25 protein-coding genes and 1 tRNA gene are annotated in these 25378 nt (G+C 60.3%); 11 read left to right on the top strand and 15 right to left on the bottom strand.

Annotated features, from left to right (window positions below; translation table 11 throughout):
- Nucleotides 1–49 precede the first annotated feature (49 nt).
- The 5 genes from JFU58_RS31205 to JFU58_RS31185 all read right to left on the bottom strand — a co-directional run bounded on the left by JFU58_RS31205 (nt 50) and on the right by JFU58_RS31185 (nt 4532).
- Nucleotides 50–508 (bottom strand): hypothetical protein, encoded by a 459-nt coding sequence (locus JFU58_RS31205; RefSeq protein ID WP_063033515.1) that lies wholly within the window; start codon nt 506–508, stop codon nt 50–52.
- Between the two features lie 295 nt (nt 509–803).
- Nucleotides 804–879 (bottom strand) — tRNA-Phe (locus JFU58_RS31200).
- Between the two features lie 103 nt (nt 880–982).
- Complete coding sequence (locus JFU58_RS31195) at nt 983–1255, bottom strand: oxidative damage protection protein (RefSeq protein ID WP_010169058.1); 273 nt, start codon at nt 1253–1255, stop codon at nt 983–985.
- Nucleotides 1252–2319 carry an A/G-specific adenine glycosylase gene (gene mutY, locus JFU58_RS31190; RefSeq protein ID WP_063033514.1) on the bottom strand — a complete coding sequence of 356 codons (1068 nt, stop codon included), beginning with the start codon at nt 2317–2319 and terminating at the stop codon, nt 1252–1254. The genes JFU58_RS31195 and mutY overlap by 4 nt, the downstream gene beginning before the upstream one ends.
- On the bottom strand, nt 2316–4532 hold the full coding sequence (locus JFU58_RS31185; protein WP_201143053.1) for an AsmA family protein: 2217 nt from the start codon (nt 4530–4532) through the stop codon (nt 2316–2318). Before JFU58_RS31185 ends, mutY begins: the two co-directional genes overlap by 4 nt.
- Before the next feature lie 323 nt (nt 4533–4855).
- Here JFU58_RS31185 and JFU58_RS31180 point away from each other — a divergent pair, with 323 nt between their 5' ends.
- From JFU58_RS31180 to JFU58_RS31150, 7 genes are all read left to right on the top strand, one after another.
- A complete protein-coding gene (locus JFU58_RS31180; RefSeq protein WP_017478167.1) occupies nt 4856–6517 on the top strand; it encodes an OFA family MFS transporter in 1662 nt (553 codons plus the stop codon).
- Between the two features lie 256 nt (nt 6518–6773).
- Entirely contained in the window at nt 6774–7367 is a 594-nt protein-coding gene (hisB, locus tag JFU58_RS31175) for an imidazoleglycerol-phosphate dehydratase HisB (RefSeq protein WP_003218037.1), read from the top strand.
- Nucleotides 7367–8005 (top strand): imidazole glycerol phosphate synthase subunit HisH, encoded by a 639-nt coding sequence (gene hisH, locus JFU58_RS31170; protein ID WP_201143052.1) that lies wholly within the window; start codon nt 7367–7369, stop codon nt 8003–8005. The genes hisB and hisH overlap by 1 nt, the downstream gene beginning before the upstream one ends.
- Nucleotides 8005–8262, top strand: a complete 258-nt coding sequence (locus JFU58_RS31165) for a DUF2164 domain-containing protein (RefSeq protein WP_177071077.1) — start codon at nt 8005–8007, stop codon at nt 8260–8262. The genes hisH and JFU58_RS31165 overlap by 1 nt, the downstream gene beginning before the upstream one ends.
- A 39-nt stretch (nt 8263–8301) precedes the next feature.
- Nucleotides 8302–9039 (top strand): 1-(5-phosphoribosyl)-5-[(5-phosphoribosylamino)methylideneamino]imidazole-4-carboxamide isomerase, encoded by a 738-nt coding sequence (gene hisA / locus JFU58_RS31160; RefSeq protein ID WP_003187784.1) that lies wholly within the window; start codon nt 8302–8304, stop codon nt 9037–9039.
- Between the two features lie 9 nt (nt 9040–9048).
- On the top strand, nt 9049–9819 hold the full coding sequence (gene hisF, locus JFU58_RS31155; RefSeq protein ID WP_003218030.1) for an imidazole glycerol phosphate synthase subunit HisF: 771 nt from the start codon (nt 9049–9051) through the stop codon (nt 9817–9819).
- Between the two features lie 66 nt (nt 9820–9885).
- Nucleotides 9886–10644, top strand: a complete 759-nt coding sequence (locus JFU58_RS31150; RefSeq protein ID WP_177025842.1) for a substrate-binding periplasmic protein — start codon at nt 9886–9888, stop codon at nt 10642–10644.
- On the opposite strand, the gene JFU58_RS31145 is transcribed toward JFU58_RS31150, so the two are convergent.
- From JFU58_RS31145 to gpmI, 5 genes are all read right to left on the bottom strand, one after another.
- Nucleotides 10597–11901 (bottom strand): Vps62-related protein, encoded by a 1305-nt coding sequence (locus JFU58_RS31145; protein ID WP_093202741.1) that lies wholly within the window; start codon nt 11899–11901, stop codon nt 10597–10599. The two genes, JFU58_RS31150 and JFU58_RS31145, sit on opposite strands and share 48 nt — an antisense overlap.
- A 74-nt stretch (nt 11902–11975) precedes the next feature.
- Nucleotides 11976–12758 (bottom strand): divergent polysaccharide deacetylase family protein, encoded by a 783-nt coding sequence (locus JFU58_RS31140; protein WP_003218025.1) that lies wholly within the window; start codon nt 12756–12758, stop codon nt 11976–11978.
- A 1-nt stretch (nt 12759) separates the two neighbouring features.
- Complete coding sequence (locus JFU58_RS31135) at nt 12760–14067, bottom strand: S41 family peptidase (protein WP_017478172.1); 1308 nt, start codon at nt 14065–14067, stop codon at nt 12760–12762.
- A gap of 31 nt (nt 14068–14098) precedes the next feature.
- Nucleotides 14099–15400 carry a murein hydrolase activator EnvC family protein gene (locus tag JFU58_RS31130; RefSeq protein ID WP_201143051.1) on the bottom strand — a complete coding sequence of 434 codons (1302 nt, stop codon included), beginning with the start codon at nt 15398–15400 and terminating at the stop codon, nt 14099–14101.
- 137 nt (nt 15401–15537) lie between these two features.
- Nucleotides 15538–17064, bottom strand: a complete 1527-nt coding sequence (gene gpmI, locus JFU58_RS31125; RefSeq protein WP_063033507.1) for a 2,3-bisphosphoglycerate-independent phosphoglycerate mutase — start codon at nt 17062–17064, stop codon at nt 15538–15540.
- A gap of 151 nt (nt 17065–17215) precedes the next feature.
- Here gpmI and JFU58_RS31120 point away from each other — a divergent pair, with 151 nt between their 5' ends.
- The 3 genes from JFU58_RS31120 to secB are packed head-to-tail and all read left to right on the top strand — an operon-like array spanning nt 17216 to nt 18413.
- Nucleotides 17216–17629 carry a rhodanese-like domain-containing protein gene (locus tag JFU58_RS31120; protein ID WP_063033506.1) on the top strand — a complete coding sequence of 138 codons (414 nt, stop codon included), beginning with the start codon at nt 17216–17218 and terminating at the stop codon, nt 17627–17629.
- 1 nt (nt 17630) lies between these two features.
- Entirely contained in the window at nt 17631–17885 is a 255-nt protein-coding gene (grxC, locus tag JFU58_RS31115; RefSeq protein ID WP_010169095.1) for a glutaredoxin 3, read from the top strand.
- 42 nt (nt 17886–17927) lie between these two features.
- Nucleotides 17928–18413, top strand: coding sequence for a protein-export chaperone SecB (gene secB / locus JFU58_RS31110; protein ID WP_003218009.1), 486 nt, complete (start codon nt 17928–17930; stop codon nt 18411–18413).
- A 157-nt stretch (nt 18414–18570) separates the two neighbouring features.
- Here secB and JFU58_RS31105 read toward each other — a convergent pair whose 3' ends face one another.
- Nucleotides 18571–19026 carry a tRNA (cytidine(34)-2'-O)-methyltransferase gene (locus tag JFU58_RS31105; protein WP_003218007.1) on the bottom strand — a complete coding sequence of 152 codons (456 nt, stop codon included), beginning with the start codon at nt 19024–19026 and terminating at the stop codon, nt 18571–18573.
- On the opposite strand from JFU58_RS31105, the gene JFU58_RS31100 reads away from it, so the two are divergent.
- On the top strand, nt 19025–19465 hold the full coding sequence (locus JFU58_RS31100) for a hypothetical protein (RefSeq protein WP_201143050.1): 441 nt from the start codon (nt 19025–19027) through the stop codon (nt 19463–19465). The two genes, JFU58_RS31105 and JFU58_RS31100, sit on opposite strands and share 2 nt — an antisense overlap.
- Nucleotides 19466–20088: 623 nt before the next feature.
- Here the strand turns inward: JFU58_RS31100 and ntrC are convergent.
- The 4 genes from ntrC to glnA all read right to left on the bottom strand — a co-directional run bounded on the left by ntrC (nt 20089) and on the right by glnA (nt 25091).
- On the bottom strand, nt 20089–21525 hold the full coding sequence (gene ntrC / locus JFU58_RS31095; protein WP_003218003.1) for a nitrogen regulation protein NR(I): 1437 nt from the start codon (nt 21523–21525) through the stop codon (nt 20089–20091).
- Entirely contained in the window at nt 21522–22607 is a 1086-nt protein-coding gene (gene glnL, locus JFU58_RS31090) for a nitrogen regulation protein NR(II) (RefSeq protein ID WP_003218001.1), read from the bottom strand. Before glnL ends, ntrC begins: the two co-directional genes overlap by 4 nt.
- Nucleotides 22608–22998: 391 nt before the next feature.
- On the bottom strand, nt 22999–23535 hold the full coding sequence (locus tag JFU58_RS31085; protein WP_177025845.1) for a chorismate mutase: 537 nt from the start codon (nt 23533–23535) through the stop codon (nt 22999–23001).
- Nucleotides 23536–23684: 149 nt separating this feature from the next.
- Nucleotides 23685–25091, bottom strand: a complete 1407-nt coding sequence (glnA, locus tag JFU58_RS31080; protein ID WP_003217999.1) for a glutamate--ammonia ligase — start codon at nt 25089–25091, stop codon at nt 23685–23687.
- Nucleotides 25092–25378: the final 287 nt, after the last annotated feature.

Below are 25378 nucleotides of genomic sequence, written 5' to 3'. Positions count from 1 at the left end.
GGTGTCCTTGATTGGGCGTGCCGGGCGCTGTCCTGCGCCCGTTCAGGGGTCAAGCCTGCTGGGTGTGGCCGCGCAGAATGTTTTGCTTTCTTTGCTCTTCAGGCAGGTCGTTGATGCAGTAGTTGATGTAGTAGACGCTCAGGAAGAAGGTGTAGAAGCCGTTCATTCTCAGGTCGATCTGGAATTCGTTCAGCGCATATTCCGACAATGCTTTCCTGGCTTTGAATGCCCAGACGACGTACAACGCGCCGCCTGCCAGGGAAAGAATGAGGCCCACCAGATCGAGGGACGATCCGGTCTTGGTAAAGGCGCCGCTCAAGCCAATGCATACCGCCAGCCAGATGATGTAGGTGTTGTCGACCAGGCGAATTTTTGTGGTTTCGCTGATGATCAGGTTGCTTCTGTACACCCACAGCAGAAGGTACAGCCCGGCCGTTGCGATGGTGAGCAACACCATGTTCACGGTTTTAGTGTCGATTTTGTCTTTTAGATCGTTGATGGTGGGCATAACTCTTCCGTGTCGATTGACGTCGAGGGCTTTGGGAACTGGCAGGGGAGGCGCAAACGCGTAGACCTGTTTTGGTTTGCAAATACCAAAGGTCGGCGGGGAGTACGGGAGGGGTGCATCCTTCTAGTATCGCTCGCCTGCCATGGCATTCGCCTGAATCATATCATAGTGCCATTATTTTGCGGCGCTGCAGGTCGGCTTGATCTTGTGTGTGCTGGGTGCACGGGGAAGCACTAAATCGCAGGCAATAAAAAACCCCAAGGAATCATCTTCGCTTGGGGTTTTTCGGTATTAGTGGTGCCCAGAGACGGAATCGAACCGCCGACACGGGGATTTTCAATCCCCTGCTCTACCGACTGAGCTATCTGGGCAACGGGGCGCATTAAACGGGTTTTTCAGGGGGTCGTCAAGCAAGTTTTCAAAAAATATTTAATTATTACCGTCGCTTACGGGCCAACCCCCACATTTGATCAATTATTCAGCAGGTGGCACGTAGCCGTCGGCCTTGGCGTAATCTTCGCCGGAAAAGAACTTGTCCATCTCGCCCTGCAGGTATTTGCGGTCTTCGGCGTTCATCATGTTCAGGCGTTTTTCGTTGATCAGCAGGGTCTGGTGCTTTTGCCAGTCGGCCCAGGCCTTGGCGGAGACGTTGTCGAAAATGTCCTGGCCCTTGGCGCCAGGGAACGGGGCGCGCTCCAGGGCGGGCAGTTCTTCGTGGTACTTGCGGCAGATGATGGTGCGGGTCATGACGGAACTCCTGCGTTCAATACTTCAGCCGCGCGCTTCAGCAGTTTTTTCACCGGGGCGGCAAGGCCCAGGCGCGGCGGGGTGGCGAGGTTATACCAGAGCCAGTCAGCCTCGGCCACGTGATGGGCAGACTCCTGGACCTGGACCAGCCAGGGTTCGATAGCCAGTTGGAAGTGGCTGAAGGTGTGGATCAGGCTCGGCAGTTCCTGTTGCTCGCCCAGCGCCAGCGAGTGCTGGTTGGCCAGGTGCTCCAGATCGCTCAGGTCATCCAGCTCGGGCAAGCTCCACAAACCGCCCCACAGGCCCGTGGAAGGGCGACGGTAAAGCAGGATCGCGCCCTCGCCATTGGCCAGCAACGGCATCAGCGTGCGCTTCTGGGGCACGGTCTTGCGTGGCTTGGGGATCGGGTAGCGGGTTTCCAGGCCGAGCATGTGGGCTTCGCAGCCCTTTTCCAGCGGGCACAGCAGGCAACTGGGTTTACTGCGGGTGCAAAGGGTGGCGCCCATGTCCATCATCGCCTGGGTGTAGGCGTTGACGCGGTCGTGGGGCGTAAAGCGCTCTGCGGTGGCCCACAGCTGCTTGGCGACCTTCGGCTCGCCCGGGTAACCCTCTTGCGCGGTAAAGCGCGCCAGCACGCGTTTGACGTTGCCATCGAGGATCGGCGCCCGCAGGCCCATGCTCAGGCTGGCAATTGCGCCAGCGGTGGACAGGCCAATGCCCGGTAACTCGGTGAGCTTTTCGACGTCACGGGGAAACTCGCCGCCGTATTCGGCCACGACGATCTTTGCGGTCTTTTGCAGGTTGCGCGCTCGGGTGTAGTAACCCAGCCCGGTCCACAGGTGCAGCACCTCGTCTTCCGGCGCGGCAGCCAAGGCTTCGACCGTCGGCAATGACGCCATGAACCGATCGAAGTAGTTCAGCACCGTGCTGACCTGAGTCTGCTGCAACATGATCTCCGAGACCCACACCCGGTAAGGCGTGATGCCCTGTTGCCAGGGCAGGTCGTGGCGACCATGGCGGTCGTACCAGTCCAGCACCGCCGTTGAAAATTCCTCGTTTCTCATCGATTGAACAGGCCTTTCAAAGCGTCTTTCAACTGTGGATTGACCTTGTCGAGCTTCTGCTCAAGCTTCTCGCTGAGCTTGTTGCCCGCCGCTTTGATCGCGACCTGGCTCAAGCCGTCCTTGTCCAGGCGGCAAGCCTTGGCGCCCAGTTCCAGCGGGCCACGACAGCGCAACGGGACTTCGATGTTCTGGAAATTGGAGCCCACCTGGCAAGCCGGGTCCGGCACGTCGCGCTGGTCGCCTTCGACGATGATGCCGACCCGGTAGTCCATACCCAGCACGCGCAGGTCGATGTCGCCGTTGCCGTTGACGGCCAGGCCCGGGATGCGCACTTTCAGGTCAGGGTTACTGGCCACGCCGTTACGGAAGGTCAGGTTGCCCTTGAGCTCCTGGAACGGGGTGTCCTTGCCGCGCTGGTCGCCGCTGAGGGTCTTGCGGTTGAGCAGGGCGATGCCCGTGCACAGCTGTTGCTCGATGTTGGCGTTGAGCAGCACGCCATTGTTGATCGCGAAGCTGGCGGTACCGTTGAGGCTGTCGATCAGGGCTTTCTGGCTATTGCCGCGACCGTTGAGGTTGCTGTCGAGGGTGAGCTGGCCCTTCACCGGCGGGTTTTGCCCCTGGGCTTGCAGGATGCGTTCGACGGGTACTTGCTTGATGCGGGTTTGCAGCGCCAGCAGCGGGACGTCCTGGCGCACGTCAAGGTTGCCGTTGGCCTGGAAGGTGCCGTTGTAGAGGCCGCCGCTCAAAGTGTCGAGCTTGAGCTGACCATCGAGGCCGGAAGCTTTCAGGGCGGCGTTCTGGATCGGCAGCTTGCTCAGGGTCAGTTGGCCGAAGGACAGGTCGGCGTTCACGTCCAGGGTACGCAGGCGGGTCAGTGGCAGCAGTTTGTCGGTGCTCCAGGCGGCCTTGGTCGGCGCATCCGGCAGTGGTGTGGTGCCACCGGCCGCCATGGCGCCGGCTTCGCTGTTCTGCACTTCAGCCTGGCGTGCGGCCGCAGCGCCTTTGGCGGCTTCGGACTTGGCCGGCAGGTAGTTGTCGGCGTTGAACGTGTCGGCCTTGAGCTGTACTCGCAGGGATTGCTTGGCGAAATCATCCACGGCCACGCGCCCGGTAAAGGTGCTGTCGTCGAGTTTCAGGTTGAGGTCTTCAAGCGCCAGGCTGGTCGGCGTGCCCTTGAGGCGGCTGACCAGTTCGACCTTGCTCAGGCTGCCTGCGGCCATCGGTGGCAGCGGGTTGCCGACGCTGTCGAGGAACTTGGCCAGGTCAAACTGGGCAATCGACAGGGCACCATTGAGCTGCGGAGTCTTGTCCAGGTCGTTGACCTTCAGCTCGCCCAAGGCGCGCAGTTGGTTCAGCGACAGCTTCATATTGGTCCATTCGGCGATGTTGGCGGCAAGGTCCACCAGCAATTGGCCCTGGGTCGAAAAGGTCACGGTCTTGCCTTGCAGCGGCTCGCCCGTGGCTTCGCCACTGAGTCTCATGTCTTCGAACTGGTAACGCTGGAGGGCGCGTTGAATGCGCAGGTTGCCGTTCAACTCGGTCTTGACGCGCATCAGTGGCTGGTTGGTGCCGAGGAATGCGGTGAGTTTCAGTGGGATGCTTGCACCTTCGTGCACGGCGCCGGCGCTCAACTGGATGCTTTCGGCGCTGAACTGCTTGCCGGTCTGCTCATCGTTGTATTCGACGCGGGCGTTGTTGATGGTCAGGCTGTCGATGTCCAGGCGGATCGGCTGCGGTGGCTTTTCAGGCTTGGGCGCCGTGGCCGCTTCAGTGACGGTGGGCGCACTGGCGGCGGTGGTCGGGTCCGGCACATTCTTGCCGATGTCTTCCCAGTTGCCGTGGCCATGCACGTCTTTGTTCAGGCGCAGGTTCAGGCCTTCGACACGCACGTCGCTCATCTGCACTTCGCGGCGCAGCAGCGGCAACACGCGAACCGACAGGCCGAGCATCTGCAAATCGGCAAACGGTTGGGTCGGGTTGGTCAGGGTCGCAACGCTGGCCTCGTGCAATTCAAGACCGAGCCAGGGGAACAGGCTCCACCCGATGTCGCCATTGAGCGTCAGCTCGATGTGGGCCTTGTCGCGGGCAATCTGGCGAATCTCGTCTTTGTAGTCGTTGGGATCGAAGAGATGGGTCAGGGCAAAGCCTAGAGCCACAATGATCAGCAACAGCCCGAGAAGTACCAGACCCAGGATTTTGCCGAACGCTTTCATGGGCGAGTCCTTGTATGTCGATTTAAAATTTAGCCGAAGAGTATAACGCCCGAAGGCTTACGTCAGTTCGCGGATAGTTACATTGTATCCACGGTCGAAAAAACGGGATTTTGGCGTCAAATAAGTCAGATAACCTGGAAAAGGTGATGGCAGTTTGGTTTTTCTGTCATCCACAGATGCTAATCTCTGCGTGTTCGTCCGCCTTCTGCGGCTAAACGTCGCGCCAAAATGGAGCTTTACTCAAAAAAACGGCCACGCTTTGCGTGCAAGGCTGAAGGAGAGAGCGCCCGACGGACACATACTAATAACTGGGGGAAACACCAATGAGCACTAGCACTGCGGCGGGTCATACTGCTGCACAGCCTGCGTTCCTGTCCAAGGAGCGCATTATCGCCAAGCCCGGGTTCAACCGTTGGCTGGTACCACCGGCCGCCCTGGCCATCCACCTGTGTATCGGCATGGCCTACGGCTTCTCGGTGTTCTGGTTGCCGTTGTCCAAGGCGCTGGGTATCACCGCACCGGTCGCCTGTGCGCCGGACATGAGCTTTATCAGCCAGGTCTTCTCGTCGCAATGCGATTGGCCCATCTCCATGCTGGGCTGGATCTACACCCTGTTCTTCATCTTCCTGGGTTGCTCGGCAGCCATTTGGGGCGGCTGGCTGGAACATGCCGGGCCACGTAAAGCCGGTGTCGTGTCGGCGTTGTGCTGGTGCGGCGGCCTGCTGATCTCCGCATTGGGGATCTATACCCACCAGATCTGGCTGATGTGGATCGGCTCCGGGGTCATTGGTGGTATCGGCCTGGGCCTGGGCTATATCTCTCCGGTGTCGACCCTGATCAAGTGGTTCCCGGACAAGCGCGGCATGGCCACCGGCATGGCGATCATGGGCTTCGGCGGCGGCGCGATGGTGGGTGCCCCGTTGGCAGCCGCCCTGATGGGCCACTTTGCCTCGCCGACCAGCGTGGGCGTGTGGCAGAGCTTTGTGGTCATGGCCGCGATCTACTTCGTGTTCATGATCGGCGGTGCCTTGTCCTACCGCGTTCCGCCGACCGGCTGGAAGCCCGAGGGCTGGACTGCCCCGGCGAAAAAAGCCAGCAACGCGATGATTACCCACCGTCACGTGCACGTAAACGTGGCCTGGAAAACCCCGCAATTCCGCCTGGTGTGGCTGGTGCTGTGCCTGAACGTATCGGCCGGTATCGGCATCCTCGGCATGGCTTCGCCGCTGCTGCAGGAAGTGTTCGGCGGCAAATTGCTGGGTAACGGCCTGACGTTTGGCCAGCTGGATGCCGGTCAACTGGCGTCCATCGCAGCCATTGCCGCCGGCTTTACCGGTCTGTTGAGCCTGTTCAACATCGGTGGCCGGTTCTTCTGGGCATCGTTCTCCGACTACCTGGGCCGTAAAAACACCTACTTCGTGTTCTTCGCATTGGGATTTGCCCTGTACGCGTTGATCCCGAACCTGGGCCACCTGGGCAACGTCGCGCTGTTCGTGGCTGCGTTCTGCATCATCCTGTCGATGTACGGCGGTGGTTTTGCGACCGTCCCGGCTTACCTGGCGGACCTGTTCGGTACGCAAATGGTGGGCGCGATCCATGGTCGTCTGCTGACGGCGTGGGCAGCGGCGGGTGTGTTGGGTCCGGTACTGGTGAACTACCTGCGTGAGTACCAGTTGAGCATCGGCGTTGAACGCGCTGCGGCCTACGACATCACCTTGTACATCCTCGCCGGCCTGCTGGTGCTGGGCTTTATCTGCAACCTGCTGGTACGGCCGGTGGCAGACAAGTACTTCATGACCGACGCGGAACTGGCTGCCGAACAGGCGCTTGGCCACGACAAGGGCGCCGATTCCAGCACCGTGCTGGAATGGAAAGCCTCATCCGGCAGCGTGCCATTGGCGGTTGCCGCCTGGCTGGTGGTGGGTATTCCGTTGGCGTGGGGCGTGTGGGTCACCCTGCAGAAAACCGCAGTATTGTTCCACTAACACCGCGTAAACCTTGTGGGAGCGGGCTTGTGTGGGAGCGGGCTTGCTCGCGAATGCGATGGATCAGGCAGCACATGTATTGGCTGACACACCGCTTTCGCGAGCAAGCCCGCTCCCACACAAAGCTGCTCCCACGCTTGTACTGACATGTCTATCCTCGACACTCCATCAGTCTTATCCCCTCCGATGTTTCTGTTTAGCGCCCGCGCCCCTATAATGGCTGCCTTTTTCGCCCAATGATTTTGCGGAGCTGGTGATGGCCGAACGTAAGGCGTCCGTCGAGCGCGACACTCTGGAAACCCAGATCAAAGCCTCGATTAACCTGGATGGCACCGGAAAGGCCCGATTTGATATCGGTGTACCTTTTCTTGAGCACATGCTGGACCAGATCGCCCGTCACGGGCTGATCGACCTGGATATCGTCAGCAAGGGCGACCTGCATATCGACGACCACCACACCGTGGAAGACGTCGGTATCACGTTGGGCCAGGCATTTGCCAAAGCCATCGGCGACAAGAAAGGCATCCGTCGCTACGGCCACGCCTATGTCCCGCTGGATGAAGCGCTGTCGCGTGTGGTCATCGACTTCTCCGGCCGCCCAGGCCTGCAGATGCACGTGCCGTACACCCGCGCCACCGTGGGCGGCTTCGACGTCGACCTGTTCCAGGAATTCTTCCAGGGTTTCGTCAACCACGCCCTGGTCAGCCTGCACATCGACAACCTGCGTGGCACCAACACCCACCACCAGATAGAGACCGTGTTCAAGGCTTTCGGTCGTGCCCTGCGCATGGCCGTGGAGCTGGATGACCGCATGGCCGGGCAAATGCCGTCGACCAAGGGCGTCCTGTAATGCAGACGGTCGCGGTTATCGATTACGGCATGGGTAACCTGCACTCGGTGGCCAAGGCCCTCGAGCACGTAGGTGCCGGCAAGGTGCTGATCACCAGCGATGCCGACGTGATTCGCGAAGCCGACCGGGTAGTGTTCCCGGGGGTTGGCGCGATTCGCGACTGCATGGCCGAGATCCGCCGCCTGGGCTTCGACAGCCTGGTGCGTGAAGTCAGCCAGGACCGGCCGTTCCTCGGCATCTGCGTGGGCATGCAAGCCTTGCTCGACAGCAGTGAAGAGAACGACGGCGTCGACTGCATCGGTCTGTTTCCGGGCCAGGTGAAGTTTTTCGGCAAGGACCTGCACGAAGACGGCGAACACCTGAAGGTCCCGCACATGGGCTGGAACGAAGTACGCCAGACCGTGGACCACCCGCTGTGGCACAACGTGCCGGACCTGGCGCGTTTCTACTTCGTGCACAGTTACTACATCGCCGCCGGTAACCCGCGCCAGGTGGTGGGTGGCGGGCACTATGGCGTCGACTTCGCCGCTGCCCTGGCCGACGGTTCGCGCTTTGCCGTGCAGTTCCACCCGGAGAAGAGCCATACCCATGGCCTGCAATTGCTGCAGAACTTCGCCGCGTGGGACGGGCGCTGGTAATGGCCAAGAAGGTCAAGCCGCCGATCTTGAACCTCACTCCCCAGCAGGAGAGTGAGGCCACCGACAAGATCAAGCGTTTCATGGAAGACCGCTTCGAGCTCAACCTCGGCTCGTTCGAGGTCGCAGAAATCCTCGAACTGTTCACCACTGAAATTGCTCCGCACTATTACAACAGGGCGATTTTCGACGTGCAGACGCACCTTAAAGAAAGGTTCGAAAGCATCGAAAGCGACTTGTGGGCGCTCGAGAAACCCTGAATTCCCGAGCAACGCTGAATATCGAATAAGGTTTGCCAGATGCTGATTATTCCCGCTATCGATCTCAAGGACGGCGCCTGCGTACGTCTGCGCCAGGGCCGCATGGAAGATTCCACGGTGTTCTCCGATGACCCGGTGAGCATGGCTGCCAAGTGGGTGGAAGGCGGTTGCCGTCGTCTGCATCTGGTGGACTTGAACGGTGCGTTCGAGGGCCAGCCGGTCAACGGCGAGGTGGTGACGGCGATCGCCAAGCGCTACCCGAACCTGCCGATCCAGATTGGTGGCGGCATCCGCTCCCTGGAAACCATCGAGCACTACGTGAAAGCGGGCGTGAGCTACGTGATCATCGGCACCAAGGCCGTGAAAGACCCGGCCTTCGTCGCAGAAGCCTGCCGCGCGTTCCCGGGCAAGGTGATCGTCGGCCTCGACGCCAAAGACGGTTTTGTCGCCACCGACGGCTGGGCTGAAATCAGCACCGTCCAGGTGATCGACCTGGCCAAGCAGTTTGAAGCCGACGGCGTCTCCGCCATCGTTTATACCGACATCGCCAAAGACGGCATGATGCAAGGCTGCAACGTACCGTTCACCGCTGCGCTGGCCGCTGCTACCAAAATCCCGGTGATCGCTTCCGGCGGTATCCACAACCTGGGTGACATCAAGTCGCTGCTGGACGCGAAGGCGCCAGGGATCATCGGCGCCATCACCGGCCGGGCGATCTATGAAGGCACTCTGGACGTCGCTGAAGCCCAGGCTTACTGCGACGCCTACAACGGCTGAGGACTGACCATGGCGCTGGCCAAACGCATCATCCCTTGCCTGGACGTCGACAACGGTCGCGTGGTCAAGGGCGTCAAGTTCGAGAACATCCGTGACGCGGGCGACCCGGTGGAAATCGCCCGTCGCTACGACGAACAGGGCGCTGACGAGATTACCTTTCTCGACATCACCGCCAGTGTCGATGGTCGCGACACCACGCTGCATACCGTCGAGCGCATGGCCAGCCAGGTGTTTATCCCGCTGACCGTGGGCGGTGGCGTGCGCACCGTGCAGGACATTCGCAACCTGCTGAATGCCGGCGCGGACAAGGTTTCGATCAACACCGCCGCCGTGTTCAACCCGGAATTTGTCGGCGAAGCCGCGCAGCACTTTGGTTCGCAATGCATCGTCGTCGCCATCGACGCCAAGAAAGTCTCCGGTCCGGGCGAAACCCCACGCTGGGAGATCTTCACCCACGGCGGCCGCAAGCCGACCGGGTTGGATGCCGTGCAGTGGGCGATGAAGATGGAAGCCCTGGGCGCCGGTGAAATCCTGCTGACCAGCATGGACCAGGACGGCATGAAAAACGGCTTCGACCTGGGCGTGACCCGTGCCATCAGCGATGCGCTGGGTATCCCGGTGATTGCTTCCGGCGGCGTAGGCAACTTGCAGCACCTGGCCGACGGTGTGATCGAAGGCCACGCCAGCGCGGTACTGGCAGCGAGTATTTTCCACTTTGGCGAATACACCGTTCCTGAGGCCAAGGCCTACATGGCGGCGCGCGGTATCGTCGTACGCTAAACGTCACTGGACACCATGGCAGGCTCGCGGCACTCTCTGGGCTTGCCATGGATTCCGGTAACTTTCATGTTCAGAGACCTGCTGCTCGCCCTCGCCAGTACCACCGTTCTATTGACGGGTTCGGCCCATGCCGATGAACCGTCCGACGGCGCTTCCCTGGTGCTGCTGACGGAAAACTTCCCGCCGTACAACATGGCGAAAAACGGCAAGAACTTCGCCAAGGAAGAGAACATCGAAGGCATCGCCGTGGACATCGTCCGCGAGACCTTCAAGCGTGCCGGCATTTCCTACAACCTCACTCTGCGTTTCCCCTGGGAACGAATCTACAAACTCGCCCTGGAAAAACCCGGCTACGGCGTGTTCGTGATGGCGCGCCTGCCGGACCGTGAGGCGCTGTTCAAATGGGTCGGCCCCATCGGCCCGGACGATTGGGTGTTGCTGGCCAAGGCTGACAGCAAGATCCAACTGAGCGACCTTGAGCAGGCGCGGCGCTACAAGATCGGCGCCTACAAGGGCGATGCCATCGCGGAAAGCCTGGAGAAACAGGGGCTCAAGCCGGTGATCGTGCTGCGGGATCAGGACAATGCGCAAAAACTGGTGGATGGCCAGATCGACCTGTGGGCCACCGGGGACCCGGCGGGCCGTTATCTGGCACGCCAGGTCGGGGTGACCGGGCTCAAGACCGTTCTGCGCTTCAACAGCGCGCAGTTGTACCTGGCACTGAACAAGAACGTGCCGGATGAGGTAGTGGCGAAACTCCAGGCGGCCCTCGATCAGTTACGGCAGGAGGGTGTCGTCGATGCCATCATGGGGCGTTATCTCTAGGTTGTTTTCTGTGGGCTCGGGCACCTCTTCTGGTACTTCCTGTGGTTCCTCAACAGCAGTAACTGCCGCTTCAGGTTGCAGCAGCTCGCTGAAGTAGACGTTATCTCCGCTGGCATAGGTAAGGGTTGGCCCGAGCTGGCTGCCGTCAACCCGCAATAGCTCGTATCGGCTTTTGACCAGGTAGGCAGCGATGGATTTATTCGCCGGGATGTAAGCCATCACATCCGCCACGCTCTCCCGTTCCCAACCTTGTGCGGTCAAGCCCGTATGCGTGAAGTCGCGATTGAGGCTGGCACTGACACTCAACGAATGACGGGGTGTCCATGCAGCCTTTATATCGATATCGGTCACGTAGCGCAGACCCATGGAGAAGTCACTGATTTCCCCTTTTGCGAAGACCCAACTGAAGGTTTGGCTTGCTGGCGTGGTGTTTTGACCGCTGGCCACCAAGCTGTATTGGTCGATTCTTTTGAGCCGATAAACCGGGCACGTTTGCAGTTTTTCCAAGGGCGTCAAGGTCGGGTCGTTCACGGTAAACCAGGGCAGTTCGCACACATGAGTGCCTTCTGTTACCTGCTCCGGCATCGTGCGTCCTGGTGCCATTTCGCGTGGAAGTGGCGGCAGATCCTCGGAATGGAGCGCAAGGTCCAGCCGCAGGGCGTGCACCGGGCTTTGCCTGGTTGGCTTGGCATAGCCCTCGGCGCCGGTAAAGGTGCCCGGTGCCAGGTAGGCTTGTCCAGGAGCTGCCTGCGACGGGGAAACGCCCCAGGCGCTGAAGTCCTGGTGGGCGCCGCTGCCTTGGTCGCTCCAGATCAACTGGTCGACATAGGCCTGAGTCACCAGGTCTTCTCTGACACAGCGGATGGTATTGCGTGGTGGTTTGTCATTACCGAGGCCACAGACCAGCCCCATCGCCACATAACCTTCTGGAGCGGTGGGCTGCCAGATTGAGAAATTGGCGCGTGCCCTTGGTCCTGAATGTTCCCAGACCCTCTCGAAATCGACGGGGGGCCGCAACGCGGTGCCATTCTCCCGGTCAACTTCGCTGACAACGGCCACGATTTTCAGTTGATTGATGTTGTGGTAACCCGCTACCGCCACATCACCCAGCGAGACGAAGTTGCCCAGCGCGTCGGAAGATGTGCTCGGGCGCCAGAAGGTCACGGGCTTTTCGGCGCGGGTGCCTTTGTCGTTCCATACAGGAACGAACTCGGTGGTGAAGTTGATCAGCAGGTCTTTGTATTGCAGTGAGTTCATGTACAGACTCTCCAGTTGATAAGAAGATCGACTATCGGAGAGTCCGCTCGGTCAGGCGCGGTAGCTATATAGCACTAGCGGTAAGTGCCGTTTTTTCCGTGCCCGGCCATGGCCTGGTTGCTGCGCAGGCTGATCATCAACTTGATGTCGATCCACTCGACGCCCTGGGCCTTGAGCTTGGGCAGCTCTCGTTCCAGTACCGCCAGCGTCTGTGGATAAGGGTGGCCGATCATCACCGCTGAACCCTGTTTGTGGGCCAGCTTGATCGCGGTCTGCAATTGAGTGGTGATGGCCGCTTCGGTGCGTTCGTCATCGAGGAACACATCCCGCGAGACGCTGGCCAGGCCAATCTTCTGCGCCTCGGCGGCAGCGACGGTTTTAGCGCTGGTGCGGCTATCGACGAAGAACTTGTGGCGCCGTTGCAGCTCACCCATCAACCAGGCCATGGCCTCTGGCTGCGCCGTCATGCGGCTGCCCATGTGGTTGTTGATGCCGGCGGTATAAGGCACGGCCTTGAAGGCCGCGTCCAGGCGTTTTCCGAGTTCTTCGATGGGCAGGTCGGGGTGCCAGGCGAACGGGCCGGTAGCCGGGTCCATGGGCATGTGCAGGATGACGATCTTGCCCGCCTTGTGGGCTTCGCGGGCGAATTCGGCGGCGTGGGGTGTGTCGGGCATGATCGCCGTGGTCACCGGGCCGGGCAGGGCGAGCACACGACGATCCCGGGGCAGGTTTTGCCCGAGGTCGTCGATGATCAGGGTCAGGTAGGCTTTGTGTTCAGCGGGGGCTGCACTGGCGGGGTTGCCTTGGGCAGCTCCCGCCAGACAGCACAGCAAAGCGATGATCAGGCCACGGCGCATATCAACGGCTGCGCGTAATGCTCAGGCCCTTGAGCAGGCTCAGCGCCTGGGCCAACTGATAATCGTCGTCCTGCGGCATCGGCTTGGCTTTCGAGCCGCTGCCGGTTGGCTGGTCGGCGCCGCCGTTGCCATTGCCCAGGTGGCCCTGCAGGTCAGCTTCCTTGTAGAACTCGCTGTCCGCTTCGTTGGTGATCTTGGCCTTGCGCACCTCGATGTCCGGCACGATGCCCTGGGCCTGGATCGAGCGACCGTTCGGCGTGTAGTACAGCGCCGTGGTGATCTTCAATGCGCGGTCGTTGTTCAGCGGCAGCACGGTTTGCACCGAGCCTTTGCCGAAGCTGGTGGTGCCCATCAGCACGCCGCGCTTCTGGTCTTGCAGGGCGCCGGCGACGATTTCCGAGGCCGAGGCGCTGCCGCCGTTGATCAGCACAACCATCGGCACGCCTTCGCTGAGGTCGTTACCGGTGGCCGAGAAGCGCAGTTCGGAGTTGGCAATACGGCCCTTGGTGTAGACGATCAGGCCCTTGGTGATGAAGTGATCGACCACTTCCACCGCCGCCTGCAACACGCCGCCCGGGTTGTTCCGCAGGTCGAGCACGATGCCGCTGAGTTTCTTGCCGTTGTCTTTGCGCAGCTTGGCCAGGGCCTTGGCCACTTCGTCGCCGGTCTTGACCTGGAACTGGGTGATACGGATGTAGCCGTAGCCCGACTCCAGCAGCTGGCTCTTCACGCTCTTGACCGTGATGGTGGCGCGGGTCAGGGTCACGTCGAACGGCGTGCCGCCGTCGCGCACCAGGGTCAGGGTGATTTTCTGACCGATCTTGCCGCGCATCTTGTCGACGGCTTCGGTCATGGTCTGGCCGCGGGTCGGCTGGCCGTTGATCTTGACGATAAAGTCGCCGGCCTGGATGCCGGCCTTGGACGCCGGGGTATCATCGATCGGCGAGACCACCTTGATGTTGCCGTCGTCGGCGCCGACTTCGATGCCCAGGCCACCGAACTCACCGCTGGTACTCTCCTGCAGCTCGGCAAAATCTTCCGGGCCCAGGTAGGCGGAGTGCGGGTCAAGGTTGCTGAGCATGCCCTTGATGGCATTTTCCAGCAGGGTCTTGTCGTCCACAGGTTCGACATAAGCGGCCTTGATCCGGTCCATGACCTCGGCGAAGGTGCGCAACTCGTCCAGCGGCAGCGGGGCCTTGGTGGTCGCGGCCGTGGCTGACTGGGCGGTCTGGTCGGCGAATGCCAAAGGCGCGCCGATCACCAGGGCGATCGTCAGGGCCAGCGATGTGAGGCGGGACAAATGCAGCATGTCGAACGAACTCCTAATGTAGATGCGCCCCTTATCCTTGGGTGCGGCACCATTGTGCCGGGTCGCTCGGGCGGCCCTGCTGACGAATAGCGAAGTACAGCGCCGGAGTGTCCTGGCCACCACTGTTACCGACAGTGGAGATGGATTCACCGGCTTTTACAACATCACCTGCCGCTTTAAGCAAAGTTTGATTGTGGCCGTAAAGGCTCAAATAGCCATTACCGTGGTCAAGAATCACCAACAAACCTGCGCCGCGCAGCCAATCGGCGAACACCACACGGCCGCCGTGAATGGCGTGGACCTGAGTGCCGGCACCGGCACTGATCATCACACCGTCCCACTTGGCGCGGGTGTCATCGCCACGGGTTTCACCAAAGCGTGCCAGTAATCGACCATCAACTGGCCATGGAAGTTTTCCCCGGGCTGAAGCAAAAGGTCCGCCAAACGATTCGCCGGCGCTGGAAACCAGCGGGCCAGGCGCTGCACGCGCCGGTTTACGCGGGGCCGGGGCTTCGGTGGCGCTGGCAACGGCCTCGGCCGCCTCACGCTCGCGCTTTTTTTCGGCTTCCTGCTGGGCGATCAGCGCTTTTTGCCGCGCTTCTTCGGCCTCGCGGGCCTGGCGAGCCAGGGTTTCCTCGATGGTTTTCAGGACTTTGGCCAGGTCGGCCTGGTCTTGCTCGCGATTCTTGAGCTTGGCATCCCGGGCCTTTACGTCGTCATTCAGCTTGGCCAGCGCCTGCTGGCGCTCCTTGCGAACCTTGTCCAGCTCGTCGCGCTGGCTGTCGAGGGCGCTTTTCTGGTCGAGCAACTGCGACTGCTGGTTAGCTATTTCCTGCTCGACATTGGCCAACTGGCGCAGGGTCTCGTTGAAGCTTTTCAGTTGCTCCAGGCGGGCCTTGCTCAGGTAGTCGTAATAGGTAAGGGTACGAGCGAATTTTTCCGGGTTCTGCTGGTTGAGCAGCAGCTTGAGGTATTCCTGGCGGCCATTCTGGTAGGCGGCGCGGGCCTGGATCGCGATCAGGCGTTGCTGTTCAACGCGGGCGCTCTGGAGTTTTTTTTTCTCAGCGTCGAGTCGCTCCAGTTCCGACTCGCTCTTCTTTAGTTCTTTTTGCAGCTCCTGGACTTGCTTCTCCAGCTTGCCCATCTCGGTTTCCGTGCCGCGCAGGTCTTTCTGCACACCGGATTTCTCTTCCTGGAGCTTGCCGAGCAGCTTCTTCAGCTCGGTAATGTCCTGACGCGTAGCGTCCAACTGTTGTTGGGTTTGTGCGCGCTCATCGGCAAATGCCGGTTGGAGCAAGCAGACAAGAGCAAGGGTAATCAAGGCGCGAAGCATAGAGGCGGGCGACACCAGGGAAAGGGACGGCCTAGTATGCCCGCCAAGCGCTGCAAAAAAAACGCCTCAAAGCCAACTGCTTTGAGGCGTTCGTCATAAAAAGCCGTTTCGGGCGATTTAATCGGGCGGTTTTGCTATTAAACCAATATCGAAGTGCCAGTCATCTCTTTCGGCTTCTCCAGCCCCATCAGCATCAACATGGTCGGTGCCACGTCGGCCAGTACGCCGCCGTCACGCACTTTCAGGTCGCGTTTGCCGACGTAGATGAACGGCACCGGCTCGGTGGTGTGGGCGGTGTGGGCCTGGCCGGTGGATTCGTCGGACATTTGTTCGCAGTTGCCGTGGTCGGCGGTGATCAGTGCTTCGCCGCCTACCTTGTCCAGGGCGTCGACGATGCGGCCGACGCACAGGTCCAGGCATTCCACGGCTTTTACCGCCGCTTCCAGGTTTCCGCTGTGGCCCACCATGTCGCCGTTGGCGTAGTTGACCACGATCACGTCGTAACGCTGGTGCTCGATGGCGTCGACGATCTTGTCCGTGACTTCCGGGGCACTCATTTCCGGCTGCAGGTCGTAGGTGGCGACTTTCGGCGACGGGATCAGGATGCGCTCTTCACCCGGGAACGGTTCTTCACGACCGCCGGAGAAGAAGAAGGTCACGTGGGCGTATTTCTCGGTTTCGGCAATGCGCAGTTGGGTCTTGCCGTTTTTCGCCAGGTAATCCCCCAGCACGTTTTCCAGGCTGCCCGGGGCGAATGCCGAGGGGGCCGGGATGTTGGCGGCGTATTGGGTCAGCATCACGAATTCGACTTTCGGCTGGCGGGCGCGCTCGAAGTCCTTGAAACCGGCATCGACAAACACATGGCTCAGCTCGCGGGCACGGTCGGCGCGGAAGTTCATGAACACCACGGCGTCGCCATCTTCGACTTTTACCGGTTCACCGATGGTGGTGGCCTTGACGAATTCGTCACTCTCGCCACGGGCGTAAGCGGCCTCCAGGCCTTCCTGGGCAGTGGCGGCGTTGAATTCGGCCTGGCCGTCGACGATCAGGTTGTAGGCCTGGGCCACGCGATCCCAACGGTTGTCACGGTCCATCGCGAAGTAACGGCCGACCAGGCTGGCGATGCGGCCCTTGCCGAGGGTCTTGAAGGTTTCGTCCAGCAGTTCGATGGAGGACTGGGCGCTTTTCGGCGGGGTGTCGCGGCCGTCGAGGAACGCATGCAGATAGATCTTCTCGGCGCCGCGCTTGAAGGCCAGTTCGGCCATGGCGATCAGGTGGTCCTGGTGGCTGTGGACGCCGCCGTCCGACAGCAGGCCCATGAAGTGCACGGCCTTGCCAGCCTTGACTGCCTTATCCACTGCCGCGCAAAGAGTCGGGTTCTCGAAAAACTCGCCGTCGCGGATCGATTTGGTCACGCGGGTGAAGTCTTGGTATACCACTCGTCCGGCACCGAGATTCATGTGGCCGACTTCCGAGTTGCCCATTTGGCCGTCCGGCAGGCCAACATCCATGCCCGACCCGGAAATAAGGCCGTTCGGTACGGTAGCGCTCAGACGGTCCAGTACTGGCTTCTTGGCCGAGTACACAGCGTTGTCGTGGTGGCTTTCACTGTGTCCGAAGCCATCGAGAATTATCAGGACCAAAGGTTTAGGCGTAGTAGTCATAGATCCTCTCGCGGCGGTAATGAATGAAGGCAATTGAAAAGGGAGTGGCAGTTTAAAGCGAAGTTCCGACCACGTCACCGCTTTACGGGGGTTGGCCGACCATGACGGCTGTGTATACTTACCGCCATTTTAACGCCCTGGAACCTCCTTGATGGTTGATCACCTGATTGCATTTGCCACTACCCACTATTTGCTCGCTGGTGCGTTCGTCGTACTGCTGGCGCTGCTGATCGCTCACGAAATGAGCCGCGGTGGCCGCAGCCTCAGCACGTCCGAGCTGACCGCCCTGGTCAACAAGGATGAGGCCGTGGTGGTGGACATTCGTCCCGCCAAGGATTTCGCCGCCGGTCACATTGTCGGCGCGCTGAACATTCCCCAGGACAAGCTGATTTCGCGCCTGGCCGAGCTGGAAAAGCACAAGGCCAAGACCATCATCCTGGTCGATGCCCAGGGCCAGCACTCCGGCACTCACGCCCGCGAGATGCTGAAGACCGGCTTCAACGCCGCCAAACTGTCGGGTGGTATTTCCAGCTGGCGTGGCGATAACCTGCCGCTGGTGAAGTGATATGAGCCAGGTTGTCGTTTATTCCAGCGATTATTGCCCTTATTGCATGCGGGCCAAGGCCCTGCTTGAGAAAAAGGGCATTGCCTTCGAAGAGATCAAGGTTGATGGCAAGCCCCAGGTGCGCGCCGAGATGACCAAGAAAGCGGGACGCACGTCCGTGCCGCAGATCTGGATCGGTGACAAGCATGTCGGTGGATGCGATGACCTGTTCGCACTTGAGCGCGCCGGTAAACTGGATGCGCTGCTTCACGTCTGACTCCTAACCCCTAAAAGACCCCAAGATCACGAAGGATCTGCGATGACTGACCAACAGAACACCGAAGCGGCAGCAGAAGAGGCTCAAGGCCCACAATTTTCCCTGCAGCGTATTTACGTACGTGACTTGTCGTTCGAAGCGCCAAAGAGCCCGGCCATCTTCCGTCAGGAATGGACCCCGAGTGTTGCGCTGGACCTGAACACCCGTCAAAAGGCGCTGGAAGGTGACTTCCACGAAGTCGTGCTGACCCTGTCGGTCACCGTCAAGAACGGCGAAGAAGTGGCCTTCATTGCTGAAGTGCAACAGGCCGGTATCTTCCTGATCCAGGGCCTGGACGAAGCGTCCATGAGCCACACCCTGGGCGCGTTCTGCCCGAACATCCTGTTCCCGTATGCCCGTGAGACCCTGGACAGCCTGGTCACCCGTGGTTCGTTCCCGGCGCTGATGCTGGCTCCGGTGAACTTCGATGCCCTGTACGCGCAAGAGCTGCAGCGCATGCAACAGGAAGGTTCGCCAACGGTTCAGTAATTTCGAACCTGACGCAGGACTAAATGTGGGAGCGGGCTTGTGTGGGAGCTGGCTTGCCTGCGATAGCATCACCGCGGTGTGACTGACACACCGAGGTGTTTGCATCGCGGGCAAGCCCGGCTCCCACACAAGCCCGCTCCCACATTTGTTATGTGCGTTACTTGAAACCGAGTTGCCGCCAACCTTCGTAGACGGCGACGGCCACGGTGTTGGACAGGTTCAGGCTGCGGCAGCCTTCGCGCATCGGCAGGCGCAGGCGGTGGCCGTCGGGCAGGGCGTCGAGGACGTCCGCCGGCAGGCCCCGGCTTTCCGGGCCGAACAGGAAGGCGTCGCCTTCGGCAAAGCTGGCATCATGGAATGGCCGCGAGCCCTTGGTGGTAAACGCGAACAACCGTGGGTGGTTCAGGCTTTCCAGGCAGCTGGCGAGGTCCGCGTGGCGTTGCAGGGTGGCGTACTCGTGGTAGTCCAGCCCGGCGCGGCGCAGGCGCTTGTCGTCCATGTCGAAACCCAAGGGCTCGATCAAATGCAGGTGGCAGCCACTGTTGGCGCACAGCCTGATAACGTTGCCGGTATTCGGCGGAATTTCTGGTTGAAAAAGGATGACGTGAAACATGCACGGCTCCGAAGGCAAAGATGCGCTGCATTCTACCCCTGAAGAAGACCCCAGGCCGAAGCTATTGCCACGGGTTTTAGGCTCGTTGGCAATTGTCGGCTTGATGGTGGGCCTGATGATCGGCCGTCTGACCACGCCAGACCCGGTTGAACTGCAGCAGGTGGAGCCTGCGGCCGATGCCCTGGTGGTGTGGTTCAACAGCGAGCCCAAGCTGCACGGAGAGCATATCGACGGCACGGTGGCGCTGCTGTTCGATGCGCTCGGCAAGGCTCAGGGCGGGCAACTGAAGGTCAATGACAAGGACGTGAACTGGCGCTTACGCAAGACCGATGGCGGCTTGCTGCTGAACCTGGTGGCGGCTCGGCCGTTGCGCGGGGAGTGGTCGGGGGAGAAGGTTGAGGGACGCTGGCGGGTGGAGATCCATCTCCAGGAGCAATAAAAGAGGGAATCCCCGGCCTGCCTGTACCAAGGTTCCCAAAACGGGCTGGGGCTATGGGCGCGTTGCCTCATAAGCCCCGGGTGTAAAGAAGGGAGTTCCCGGCCTGCCTGTACCAGGGCTCCCAAAACGGGGTGAAGCCAAAGGCTTCGGTGTTAAAGAGGGAATCCCCGGCCTGCCTGTACCGAGGTTCCCGAAACGGGTGTGGGGCGCGACGCGATTCGCATCAAGCACCCCGGGTGTAAAGAGGGGATTCTCGGCCTGCCTGTACCAAGGTCCCCGAAACTGGGTAGTAACAGGGTTATTGCAGGGCGCGTGCCAGAATTGTGAAGTTGTGCCAAAAAATTTCTCAAGAAAGCGCAAAGCCCCGAAATACGGGGCTTTGGCGTTTTCAGCTTTTAATATTTTTTTAGCAAGGCATGTGTTTCAAGGAGTGAATAAGTGCGCGATGCCGGTTCGTGGTGCATTGAAGCGGTGCACAGTGCTCAAACCTTGTGGAGATCCAAATGTGGGAGCGGGCTTGCTCGCGAAGGCGGCGCGTCAGTCGATACGTATGTTGACTGAACCATCGCCTTCGCGAGCAAGCCCGCTCCCACACTGGATCTTCGGTGTACTTGAGGGATCAATCAGCCTTCATCACCCTCATCATCGTCACCGCCGTCGACCTTCATCCCCAGCTCTTTGATCTTGCGAGTCAGGGTATTGCGGCCCCAGCCCAGCAGCACGGCAGCATCGCGACGACGACCGGCGGTATGCTTGAGGGCGGTTTCGATCATGATCCGCTCGAAAGCCGGCACAGCGCTGTCCAGCAGGTTCGACTGGCCACGTGCCAGGGCCTGATCGGCCCACTGGCGTAGTGCCTGCTCCCAGTTGGTCACCGGTGCCGAATCCTGCGGCAGGCTCAGCAGCTCAGGCGGCAGGTCGCTGATATGCACTTCGCGACCCGAAGCCATCACCGTGATCCAGCGGCAGGTGTTCTCCAACTGACGCACGTTGCCCGGCCATGGCAGGTTCTTCAGGTATTCCTCGGTCTCGCTTTTCAGCAGCTTCGGCTCGACAGCCAACTCCTGGGCGGCGCGGCTGAGGAAGTGGCGGGCCAGGGTCGGGATGTCTTCGCGGCGGTCCGACATCCGTGGGATGTGGATACGGATCACGTTCAGGCGGTGGAACAAGTCTTCCCGGAATTTCCCGGCATGCACCAGGGTTTCCAGGTTCTGGTGGGTCGCTGCGATAATGCGTACATCGACCTTGACCGGCGTGTGCCCGCCTACGCGGTAAAACTCGCCGTCGGCCAGGACCCGCAGCAAGCGCGTCTGGGTGTCGGCCGGCATGTCGCCGATTTCATCGAGGAACAGCGTGCCGCCATCGGCCTGCTCAAAACGGCCGCGGCGCAGGTTGGCCGCGCCGGTGAACGCGCCTTTTTCATGGCCGAACAGTTCCGACTCCATCAGGTCCTTCGGAATCGCCGCCATGTTCAATGCGATGAACGGCGACGCGGCCCGTGGGCTGTGACGGTGCAGGGCGTGAGCCACCAGTTCTTTACCGGTACCCGACTCGCCGTTGATCAGCACGGTGATGTTGGAGTGGCTCAAACGCCCGATGGCGCGAAACACTTCCTGCATCGCCGGCGCTTCGCCGATGATTTCCGGGGTACGGGTCAGGGCCGGCGGAGCTTCCTGGTTCTGCTGTTCCTGGGCGTGCTGGTTGGCGCGTTTTACCAGCGCCACCGCTTCGTCCACATCGAACGGTTTTGGCAGGTATTCAAAGGCACCGCCCTGATAGGACGCGACAGCGCTGTCCAGGTCCGAGTGCGCGGTCATGATGATCACCGGCAAGCGCGGGTGCTGCTCGCGAATCCGCGCCAGCAAGTCCAGGCCACTGGCGCCGGGCATGCGGATGTCGGAGATGATCACGTCGGGCTGCTGGCGAGCCAGGCGGCTCATCACCCCGTCGGCGCTGTCGAAGCTCTGGGTGGTCATGCCTTCCTGTTGCAAGGCTTTCTCCAGGACCCAGCGGATAGAACGGTCGTCATCGACGATCCAGACAGTTTCACTACGGCTCATGTCGATGGGGCTCCTTGTTCCAGTGGCAGAAAGATCGAGAAGGTGGTGTGACCGGGATGGCTCTCACATTCGATCAAACCCTGGTGCTGGCTGATGATGTTCTGGGTAATGGCCAAACCGAGCCCGGTACCGTCCGGGCGGCCGCTGACCATTGGGAAAAAGATGGTTTCCTGCAGTTCTGCAGGGATGCCCGGGCCGTTGTCGATGATCTCGACCTTGGTCACCAGGCGATGGCGCACGTGGCCGATGGTGAACTGGCGCAGCGCGCGGGTGCGCAGGCTGATGCGGCCCAGGCGCAGTTCGTTCTGGCTGCTGATGGCCTGCATGGCGTTGCGTACGATATTGAGCACCGCCTGGATCATCTGCTCGCGGTCGATCAATACGTCGGGAATGCTCGGGTCGTAGTCGCGCACCAAGGTGATGCAGCCCTGGCTTTCGGCCTCTACCAACTGGCAAACCCGCTCCAATACTTCGTGGACGTTAGTCATCGCCAGCGACGGCAGCTTGTTGGAGCCGAGCATGCGGTCCACCAGGTTACGCAGGCGGTCGGCTTCCTCGATGATGACGTTGGTGTAGTCCTTGAGGTTCTCATCCGGCAGCTCGCGGGCCAGCAACTGTGCGGCGCCGCGAATCCCGCCCAGGGGGTTCTTGATCTCGTGGGCCAGGCCGCGCACCAGCATCTTGCTGGTTTCCTGCTTGGACAGTTGCGCCTCTTCCTTGGTGATGCGCAGCAGGCGATCCCGGGGGTGCACCTCCAGCAGGAGCAAAGTGGCACCGTGGCTCAGGATCGGTGTAACCGCGTAGTCGACCGTCAGGGTCTGGCCGGTGAGGGCGGTGAGCATCGCTTCGCGCTTGGTGAACGGGTGCGCCTGCTCCACGGCCTGGCGCAATGAGCTCAAGGCCTCGGCCGACTCAGTGAACAGTTCACTGATGAATTGCCCATGGCTGCGCTGTCCGCTGATGGCCAGCAGCATTTCCGCCGCCGGGTTCATGTACTCAAGGCGCAGTTCGTCATTGAGCAGAATGGTCGCGGTGGTCAGGTTGTCGAGTAGCAGGCGGTGCAGTGCGTCGCTGATGGTCATTAGGACCTCTTTTGGAGCAAGGCGCGGCCTTGAGGCGTGCGCTGATACAAGGAAAATGCAAAAACCAAACCAAAGCTCCGAAAAGAAGCGTTAAAGCCCTGAAATGGGAGGTTAAGGCGCGAAACTGTGGCGTTCTGCCAGCTTGCGCGGGAAGTTTCGAACCAAAATGGGTTGCGTAAGTGGGAAGGGTGCAGCGTATCGCACCAATATAGTGCGGTTTTGAAAGATCTGTTCAGGAAGCTGGTGGCAACGACTGATTGACTGAATGGGTCTGATCTAAATTGTGGGAGCGGGCTTGCTCGCGAAGGCGGCGTGTCAGTCATGCATATATCAACTGACACACCGCCTTCGCGAGCAAGCCCGCTCCCACATTTTGATGGGGTTCGCAATTTTAGATTTTATAGAGGCACAGCTCGGCGGTGGCGCGGATCATCGCCAGTTGGTGCAGTGGGTCATGTGCAGCCGCGTGATTGGCCTGGGCCAGCCATTGTGGACATTGCGGGTTGCTGCGCTCCGGGGTGAAGTCTGCCAGCTGTTGCAGCAGGCGTTTTTGCAGCAGGTCCAGTTTAGGGCGGATTTGCCCGACCAAATCAGGGCGTGGATCGTTAGGCGCTTTGCCTTGCAGTTGCCAGTCGGACAAGTGGGCGTACTGCACCAATTTGTTCGCCTCGATCTGGGCCGAGAAAAACTGCTCGGCCTGCGCCGGTGCCAGTTTGTAGCTCGGCGCCTGGGCGACGACGCTGGCGATCACGTCCTGCTCCCGCGGGCGGTCTTCGACGGGCTTGTGGCTGTCCCATTTGCTCAGGGCCACCTGGTCGGCAATCGCCAGTCGTTCGGCGATGCTGTCGAGCAGTGGGGCGAGTGTGGGTGGTGCGGCGAATACATTGGCGCTGAAGCACAGCAGGGCGAACGCAAGTCGACGTTTCAACGGTGATCTCCTTGTGGGAGCGGGCGTGCCCGCGATGACGGTGTGTCAGTCAATACAACAGATGGCTGACTCTGCGCTATCCCGAGGCAAAAAAAAGACCTCCCGAAGGAGGCCTTTTTCATCACGCCACGTTAAGCAGCGCTACCGGATCAGCAGCTGTAGTACAGCTCGTATTCCAGTGGGTGTACGAAGGTGCGGACCTTGATTTCTTCTTCGCTTTTCAGGGCGATGTAGGCATCGATAAAGTCGTCGCTGAACACGCCGCCTTTGGTCAGGAACGCACGGCCCTTGTCCAGCTCTTCCAGGGCTTCTTTCAGGCTGCCGCACACTTGTGGGATCTCTTTGGCCTCTTCAGGCGGCAGGTCGTACAAGTTTTTGTCGGCGGCGTCGCCTGGGTGGATCTTGTTCTGGATACCGTCCAGGCCGGCCATGACCAGGGCAGCGAAGGCCAGGTATGGGTTGGCTGCTGGATCCGGGAAACGGGCTTCGATACGGCGAGCGCGAGGGCTGGACACGTAAGGAATACGGATCGAAGCGGAACGGTTGCGAGCCGAGTAGGCCAGCATCACTGGCGCTTCGAAACCTGGGACCAGACGCTTGTAGGAGTTGGTCGACGGGTTGGTGAAGCCGTTCAGGGCCTTGCCGTGCTTGATGATGCCGCCGATGAAGTACAGGGCGGTGTCGGACAGGCCGGCATAACCTTCGCCAGCGAAGGTGTTCTTGCCTTCTTTGGCGATGGACAGGTGAACGTGCATACCCGAACCGTTATCGCCGTACAGAGGCTTAGGCATGAAGGTAGCGGTACGGCCGTAGGCATCAGCCACGTTGTGAACGCAGTACTTCAGGGTCTGTACTTCGTCAGCCTTGGCAACCAGGGTGTTGAACTTCACACCGATTTCGTTCTGGCCGGCAGTCGCCACTTCGTGGTGGTGAACTTCGATGACCAGGCCCATCTCTTCCATGGCGTTGCACATGGAGGTACGGATTTCGTGGTCGTGGTCGAACGGAGGAACCGGGAAGTAGCCGCCTTTGATACCTGGACGGTGGCCTTTATTGCCGCCTTCCACGTCCTGGTCGGACATCCACGAACCTTGTTCGGAGAAGATCTTGAACATGGAGCCAGAGATGTCGGACTTGAACTTTACCGAATCAAAGATGAAGAATTCTGGTTCCGGACCTACGAATACGGTGTCGCCGATACCGGTCGACTTCAGGTATTCCTCGGCACGCTTGGCGATCGCACGTGGGTCACGGTCGTAGCCTTGCATGGTCGAAGGCTCGATCACGTCGCAGACGATGATCAGCGTTGGGTCTTCGGTGAACGGGTCGAGTACGGCGGTGCTGTCGTCCGGCATCAGAATCATGTCGGAAGCTTCGATGCCTTTCCAGCCGGCAATGGAGGAGCCGTCGAACATTTTGCCTTCTTCGAAGAAGGCGTCATCCAGCGCGTCGCGAGCCGGCATGGTCACGTGGTGCTGAGTGCCTTTGGTGTCCGTGAAGCGCAGATCAATCCATTTGACGTCATGATCTTTGATGAGTTGAACCGACTTCGACATAGTGTCCTCCGGGTGGCTTCGGGCTGGGGTAGTGGAGTAGCCCTTAGAATGTGGGTGATGCCGGCGCGAATACTCGACCAAGGCAACCTGCCTCACAAGAGAGCAAATTGCATGCCAGTGCCCCGACATGGGTTTTTTGCCACAAAAACGCCCTTATAAAGGTGCAATCCGCTGAAGCGGAAGAAAATGCGCACCGCAATGTAGCGCGAATTTTCGTTTATGACCCGTTTTGGTGCGCGAAAGGTTTGATGCATATTAACTGGTTAAACCTTGAGCGATTTCCGCTA

The sequence above is a fragment of the Pseudomonas sp. TH34 genome, assembly GCF_016650865.1.
GTDB classification, from domain to species: Bacteria; Pseudomonadota; Gammaproteobacteria; order Pseudomonadales; family Pseudomonadaceae; genus Aquipseudomonas; species Aquipseudomonas yamanorum.
The sequence above is the reverse complement of the archived record's forward strand: the minus strand, read 5'-3'. Positions and strand labels throughout refer to the sequence as shown.

Bases quoted from the DNA above. Each gene is read 5' to 3' on its own strand.
- JFU58_RS31205 (WP_063033515.1), bottom strand. From the start codon at position 508: ATGCCCACCATCAACGATCTAAAAGACAAAATCGACACTAAAACCGTG.
- JFU58_RS31195 (WP_010169058.1), bottom strand. From the start codon at position 1,255: ATGACCCGCACCATCATCTGCCGCAAGTACCACGAAGAACTGCCCGCC.
- mutY (WP_063033514.1), bottom strand. From the start codon at position 2,319: ATGAGAAACGAGGAATTTTCAACGGCGGTGCTGGACTGGTACGACCGC.
- JFU58_RS31185 (WP_201143053.1), bottom strand. From the start codon at position 4,532: ATGAAAGCGTTCGGCAAAATCCTGGGTCTGGTACTTCTCGGGCTGTTG.
- JFU58_RS31180 (WP_017478167.1), top strand. From the start codon at position 4,856: ATGAGCACTAGCACTGCGGCGGGTCATACTGCTGCACAGCCTGCGTTC.
- hisB (WP_003218037.1), top strand. From the start codon at position 6,774: ATGGCCGAACGTAAGGCGTCCGTCGAGCGCGACACTCTGGAAACCCAG.
- hisH (WP_201143052.1), top strand. From the start codon at position 7,367: ATGCAGACGGTCGCGGTTATCGATTACGGCATGGGTAACCTGCACTCG.
- JFU58_RS31165 (WP_177071077.1), top strand. From the start codon at position 8,005: ATGGCCAAGAAGGTCAAGCCGCCGATCTTGAACCTCACTCCCCAGCAG.
- hisA (WP_003187784.1), top strand. From the start codon at position 8,302: ATGCTGATTATTCCCGCTATCGATCTCAAGGACGGCGCCTGCGTACGT.
- hisF (WP_003218030.1), top strand. From the start codon at position 9,049: ATGGCGCTGGCCAAACGCATCATCCCTTGCCTGGACGTCGACAACGGT.
- JFU58_RS31150 (WP_177025842.1), top strand. From the start codon at position 9,886: ATGTTCAGAGACCTGCTGCTCGCCCTCGCCAGTACCACCGTTCTATTG.
- JFU58_RS31145 (WP_093202741.1), bottom strand. From the start codon at position 11,901: ATGAACTCACTGCAATACAAAGACCTGCTGATCAACTTCACCACCGAG.
- JFU58_RS31140 (WP_003218025.1), bottom strand. From the start codon at position 12,758: ATGCGCCGTGGCCTGATCATCGCTTTGCTGTGCTGTCTGGCGGGAGCT.
- JFU58_RS31135 (WP_017478172.1), bottom strand. From the start codon at position 14,067: ATGCTGCATTTGTCCCGCCTCACATCGCTGGCCCTGACGATCGCCCTG.
- JFU58_RS31130 (WP_201143051.1), bottom strand. From the start codon at position 15,400: ATGCTTCGCGCCTTGATTACCCTTGCTCTTGTCTGCTTGCTCCAACCG.
- gpmI (WP_063033507.1), bottom strand. From the start codon at position 17,064: ATGACTACTACGCCTAAACCTTTGGTCCTGATAATTCTCGATGGCTTC.
- JFU58_RS31120 (WP_063033506.1), top strand. From the start codon at position 17,216: ATGGTTGATCACCTGATTGCATTTGCCACTACCCACTATTTGCTCGCT.
- grxC (WP_010169095.1), top strand. From the start codon at position 17,631: ATGAGCCAGGTTGTCGTTTATTCCAGCGATTATTGCCCTTATTGCATG.
- secB (WP_003218009.1), top strand. From the start codon at position 17,928: ATGACTGACCAACAGAACACCGAAGCGGCAGCAGAAGAGGCTCAAGGC.
- JFU58_RS31100 (WP_201143050.1), top strand. From the start codon at position 19,025: ATGCACGGCTCCGAAGGCAAAGATGCGCTGCATTCTACCCCTGAAGAA.
- JFU58_RS31105 (WP_003218007.1), bottom strand. From the start codon at position 19,026: ATGTTTCACGTCATCCTTTTTCAACCAGAAATTCCGCCGAATACCGGC.
- ntrC (WP_003218003.1), bottom strand. From the start codon at position 21,525: ATGAGCCGTAGTGAAACTGTCTGGATCGTCGATGACGACCGTTCTATC.
- glnL (WP_003218001.1), bottom strand. From the start codon at position 22,607: ATGACCATCAGCGACGCACTGCACCGCCTGCTACTCGACAACCTGACC.
- glnA (WP_003217999.1), bottom strand. From the start codon at position 25,091: ATGTCGAAGTCGGTTCAACTCATCAAAGATCATGACGTCAAATGGATT.